The 5,455-nt window shown below is 57.6% G+C and carries 4 protein-coding genes; all 4 read right to left on the minus strand.

Going from position 1 to position 5,455, the window contains the following annotated elements:
• Positions 1-427: 427 nt before the first annotated feature.
• Positions 428-1,321 (minus strand): endonuclease, encoded by an 894-nt coding sequence (locus ACNKID_RS00380; RefSeq protein WP_417911448.1) that lies wholly within the window; start codon positions 1,319-1,321, stop codon positions 428-430.
• A gap of 109 nt (positions 1,322-1,430) precedes the next feature.
• Positions 1,431-2,216 (minus strand): NYN domain-containing protein, encoded by a 786-nt coding sequence (locus tag ACNKID_RS00385; RefSeq protein ID WP_417911449.1) that lies wholly within the window; start codon positions 2,214-2,216, stop codon positions 1,431-1,433.
• Positions 2,217-2,299: 83 nt separating this feature from the next.
• A complete protein-coding gene (guaA, locus tag ACNKID_RS00390; RefSeq protein WP_417911450.1) occupies positions 2,300-3,844 on the minus strand; it encodes a glutamine-hydrolyzing GMP synthase in 1,545 nt (514 codons plus the stop codon).
• A gap of 12 nt (positions 3,845-3,856) precedes the next feature.
• Positions 3,857-5,326 (minus strand): IMP dehydrogenase, encoded by a 1,470-nt coding sequence (guaB, locus tag ACNKID_RS00395; RefSeq protein ID WP_417911451.1) that lies wholly within the window; start codon positions 5,324-5,326, stop codon positions 3,857-3,859.
• Positions 5,327-5,455: the final 129 nt, after the last annotated feature.

The raw sequence follows: 5,455 nt of genomic DNA on the forward strand, positions 1-5,455 counted from the left end.
GAGAAATCCTCAAGAAGCAGTGACAACCCAAGTTGTTGCAGGTCGCAACTTGGGTTAAGCAAAGAAAGAGTCCTGCTCGGCAGCCAAGAAATGTGGCTCGGCCGGAAAGGATTCCGGCTTGGCCAAACTTCTTTCTGGCTGAGAAGCAAAGGGGTTTAGCCGACTCCAGCCCCTTTCTTAGTCAGCCAAACATCTTTGCTGCTCGGCCAAATGCTTCTTCTGCCGAGTGCAACTTCTTGTCAAGTCGGCAGGATTCCTCTCCTGCCAAGCCAAACTGCTTTGCAAGCGGGCAAGAAAAGAGACAAAACCGGTTCGTTCTCCGCTGCAATCTGCTTGTTGAGTTCTGCAAAAGGTCTGATGGAGCAGTCAAGCAGCAGAAAAGCGAACTTCAGTACTTCATGAAATTCAGAGCCGGTCGGCTGCTCTCTTACAATCCGGCCTGCTTGCAGGCTTTTTCGAGAATAGTGTTTTTGTTGCCCTGAATTTTCTCGACCCGCCGGGCGCGTTCGCATTCCCATTTGTCAACAGGATCCATCTTGTTCCACGCCTCAAAGAGCTTGATGTTCGACTGCGCGATCACCCCGCGTCCATAGGCCGCTTCCATGTACATGTATGTGCGGGCTATGTCGCCAAACTTGTCGTCCGGCGGCTCGGCGACGCTGCCTTCAATCTCCATGTTGCATGTGCCGTATTCGCGTTTCTCGCCAGGAATCATGTCGAAGCGGTAATTGCTGCGGTCGCCGTTGACCTCGCCGATGGCAGGCACAAGGTTGTACATGTCCGCCTCCATCCGCTGAAAGAGCTTGCTGGCTTTGGCCGCGCATTTGCGGCCTTTGTAGGGCTGGCCTTTGCTGTCCACGCAGTCGGGATGACCGTCGCGCCATTCAGAAAAACTTTGGCCGAAGGATTCAGCCGCGACAATGTGCTCCCATTCAACCCGATTCGCCCTCTCCTTGTTTTTGCGGAAGCGGAAGCCGCTTTTGCTGTGGTCGAGCTTGAAATTTTCGTCAAAAGTGCTGCCGCAGTAGAAGGTGGTGAAATGTCCGGCATCAATGTAGAGCTGCTCCAGCTTGTTTTTCGCGCTGTCAAAGGTATTGATCTTGGTGTTTCCTTCTGTCGGCGGCAGATTGTTCATTTTCACTCCGCCGCTTTTCTTTGCCCCCTGCTCAGGATAAAGAATTGACTGCAGCGGCGGCGGAATGTAGTCGCGCAGGGCTGCCGGTGCTTGGCCTTTGAAAATCAGGAAGGCTCCGGCGGCAACGGCAGTCAGCACGGTGACGATATTTTTCAAGGAACTGCCTTTCTTTTTCTGGGCGGCCATAAGATGCTCCTGCTGCGATGCGGATGGAATTCAAAATGTGCTGAAAAATGATGGCTTGCCTGCACGCCGCATTGCACAGTCGGCGCGCAGGCAGAGTGCGCTTGCTGCGTCAGCTCTCCCGCACCAAGCGGATGTCCCATGCCTCGGAGCGGCCTTCATTGTTGGGGTTTTCAACAATGCGGAACTCGAAAATCCGGGTCGGATCTTGGAAGTAGTAGTCGCCTTCCAATGTGGATTTGGAGAGGTGGAAAAAGACCGTCTCCGGCTTGAGCATGTGTTGATCCTGCATCCTGAAGAAACGGAAGAAACCGAAGCCGCGATCAGCGTTGAAGTTGGCCACTGTGCCGCGCTGCCATTCGCCGGGCTGATCGTGATGGACCTCGTCGGGCTGAAAGGGCAGCAGGCCGGGAATAAGAAAGCCGGAGAGGAAGGAGTCTGCCGCTTCGCGCAGCTCGCGGCTGACGTTGTTGAAGCCGATCACGTCCACCCGGCAGCCCATGTTCTGCAACGCAGTGACGAGACGGATGAAATCACCGTCGCCGGTAAGCAGGATGACGCGGTCAAGATTGCGGGCCTGAAGCAGGGCATCAATGGCCAAGTCCATGTCGGCATTGGCCTTGGTTGTCACATTGCCTTCCTCATCCTCATAGCGGCGCACAAACTTTTTGATGATCTTGAAGCCGCACTGGCGCAGGATATTGTGATAGAAATAGACTTTCTGCCGGTAATCCGGCTCTTTGCTGGTGCGGTCGCGGTCTTCGGCCAGATAACAGTTGGCGCGCACCAGCGTGGAGGTTGGCGTGTTGGCAATATCAACCAAGACATCATAGCGCATTCCGTAGCCGCCGCTCATTTTGATATTTTCCGCATCTACATAAATTCCTGTTTTCAGCATGGGATTACAATATGTTTTATGATTTTGGTGAAATATGGAAAAAACAGGCGCAGAGGAGGCACGGCTCCCTGCGCCGGAACAGCTTATTCCCACTCAATAGTGGCGGGCGGCTTGGAGGATATGTCATACACCACCCGGTTGACACCCCGTACCTCGTTGATGATGCGGGTGGAAATCCGGCCCAGCAGATCATAAGGCAATTGCGACCAGTCGGCGGTCATCGCGTCGCGGCTGTCCACCGAGCGCAGGGCAATGACATGCTCATAAGTACGGCCATCGCCCATCACGCCGACCGTCTGAATCGGCAGCAGCACGGCGAAGGACTGCCAAACCTTGCGGTACCAGCCAGAACGCTTCATTTCCTCCAGCACGATCACGTCGGCCAGACGAAGGATGCGCAGCCGCTCGGCAGTGACTTCGCCCATGATGCGGATGCCGAGACCAGGGCCGGGGAAGGGCTGGCGGAAAATAGCCTCTTCCGGCAGGCCCAGCTCAAGGCCCAGCTCGCGCACTTCGTCTTTGAACAGCTCACGCAGCGGTTCGATCAGGGCCAAGGCCATACGCTCCGGCAGGCCGCCGACGTTATGGTGTGACTTGATCGGAGCTTTGCCGCGAAACACGACGGACTCGATCACGTCAGGATAAAGCGTGCCTTGAGCGAGATATTTCACCTGCCCCAGCTTCTTCGCCTCCTGCTCGAAAATCTCGATGAAGCCGTAGCCGATGCGCTTGCGCTTTTCTTCAGGATCAGCAATGCCCTTCAGCCGCTCCAAGAAGTAGGCTTCAGCGTCAATGTCAATCACCTGCAAGTCAGTGCGCTCGCGGAAGAAGCGGAGTACGCTCTCGCTCTCGTTGGTGCGCATCAGGCCGTTGTTGACGTGAATGCAGGTGAGCTGGCTGCCGATGGCCCGGTGGATCATTGCCGCGACCACTGTAGAATCTACGCCGCCAGAGAGAGCGCAGATCACTCGGTCATTGCCAACCTTTTCCCGCACCGCCGCTACTGTGGACTCAATAAAGGACTGCATGGTCCAAGATGCTTCGCAGCCGCAGATGCCGAAGATGAAGTTGCGCAGGATGTCCGTGCCGATCAGAGTATGCGCCACTTCCGGGTGAAACTGCACGGCAACAAAGGGCTTGTCTGTGTGACGAAGAGCGGCGAAGGGCGAATGAGCACTCGTGGCAGTGGCGATGAAACCCGGTGCAGGCTCCTCAACCCGGTCGCCGTGGCTCATCCAGACTTGGTGATGCGCAGGCGCGGTCTCCAAGCCGCTGAAGAGACCGGACGCATCGCTGATCAGCAGTTCGGCCTTGCCAAACTCCCGGTGCTCTGCCCGTTCAACCCGCCCCCCAAGCTGCTGCGTCATCAGCTGCGCCCCGTAGCAGATGCCAAGCACCGGCACGCCCAGCTCAAACAAGCCGGGATCGGAGAGCGGCGCATCCTCGTCATAGACTGAAGCTGGGCCGCCAGAAAGGATGATCCCGGCAGGACGCATTTCCTTCAGCCGGGCCAAAGGCAGGGTGTAGGGGTGAATCTCTGAATAGACCTTCTGCTCGCGGATGCGACGGGCGATGAGCTGGGTGGTCTGGGAGCCGAAATCAAGGATGATAATGCTGTGGCTGTGCATGATGGCGGTGTCTTACAAGCCCTCGGTGCGGTAGTTGGGGGCCTCGCGGGTGATGATCACGTCATGGACATGCGATTCGCGCAGGCCCGCAGGCGAGATGCGGACAAATTTGGCCCGGCGGTGCAGCTCCGGGATTGAGGCTGCGCCGCAGTAACCCATGCCAGAACGCAGGCCGCCAAGGAGCTGATAGATCATCTCAGCAATCGGGCCGCGATACGGCACCCGGCCTTCGATGCCTTCCGGCACTAATTTGGACGGCTCGCTGCTCTTCTTCTGGAAATAGCGGTCGCTGGAACCCTGCTGCATCGCGCCGAGTGAACCCATGCCCCGATAGCCTTTGTACTTGCGGCCCTGATACAGGAAGGTCTCGCCCGGCGTTTCATCCGTGCCCGCGAAGAGCGAGCCAATCATCACGCTGCTCGCGCCAATGCCGAGGGCCTTGCAGATATCGCCGGAGAACTTGATGCCGCCGTCAGCAATGATCGGGATATGCTTTTCCTTGGCCGCCCGCACCGCGTTCTGCAAGGCAGTGAGCTGCGGCACGCCGACACCGGCGACAATGCGGGTGGTGCAAATAGATCCAGGACCTACACCGACCTTGACTGCGTTGGCTCCGGCCTCAATCAGGGCAGCAGTGCCTTCAGCGGTGGCCACGTTGCCGGCAATAACCGGCACATCTGGCCAAGAAGCCCTCACTTCGCGCACGGCTTGAAGAATGCCTGCCGAATGGCCGTGGGCGGAATCCAAGACAAGGACATCAACGCCTGCCTGGACGAGTGCCTCGGTGCGGTCAGGCAGCTCCGGTCCCACACCGATGGCGGCACCGACCAGCAGCCTGCCGCTGCTGTCTTTGGCGGCCATCGGGTATTGCTTGACCTTTTCGATGTCCTTGATGGTGATCAGGCCCTTGAGGTTCTCATTTTCGTCAACCACCAGCAGCTTTTCAATCCGGTGCTCGTGCAGCAGGGCCTTGCACTGCTCAAGACCGATGCCCTCGCGCACAGTGACGAGATTTTTGCTGGTCATCACATCCTTCACCCGCAGTTCGCCGCTGGAGACAAAGCGGAGGTCACGGTTGGTGACAATGCCCACTAATTTTCCCTCGCGCAGTACCGGCAGACCGGATATCCGCCACGAAGCCATAATCTCCTCAACCTCGGCCACGGTCTGTTCCTCGGTCACCGTGACTGGATCTACAATCATGCCGGATTCCGACTTCTTAACCCGCCTGACCTCTCTGCCCTGATCCTCGATGGACATGTTTTTATGGATGATGCCGATGCCGCCCGCTCTAGCCATGGCGATGGCGGTGCGATGCTCGGTCACAGTGTCCATCGCGGCAGACACCAGCGGGGCATTAAGATGGATCGAGTCGGTCAGCCGGGTGGCAAGGCAGACCTCGGACGGCAGGATTTCCGACGCGGAGGGGACGAGCAGGACGTCATCAAAGGTGTAGGCCGGGGGTATGTCCTGGTCGAACATGGGATGCTCCTTATTGATTGATCGTTGCAGCGTGAAGGCTGTCCTATCTGCGGCGCAAATGCCTAAGCCGCCATTTTAGCGCAGCTGCGGGAAAAAGCAAACTGCAAAGAACGGAATGAGCGGCACAGC

Source organism: Candidatus Electronema sp. TJ (genome assembly GCF_048287355.1).
Lineage (GTDB): Bacteria > Desulfobacterota > Desulfobulbia > Desulfobulbales > Desulfobulbaceae > Electronema.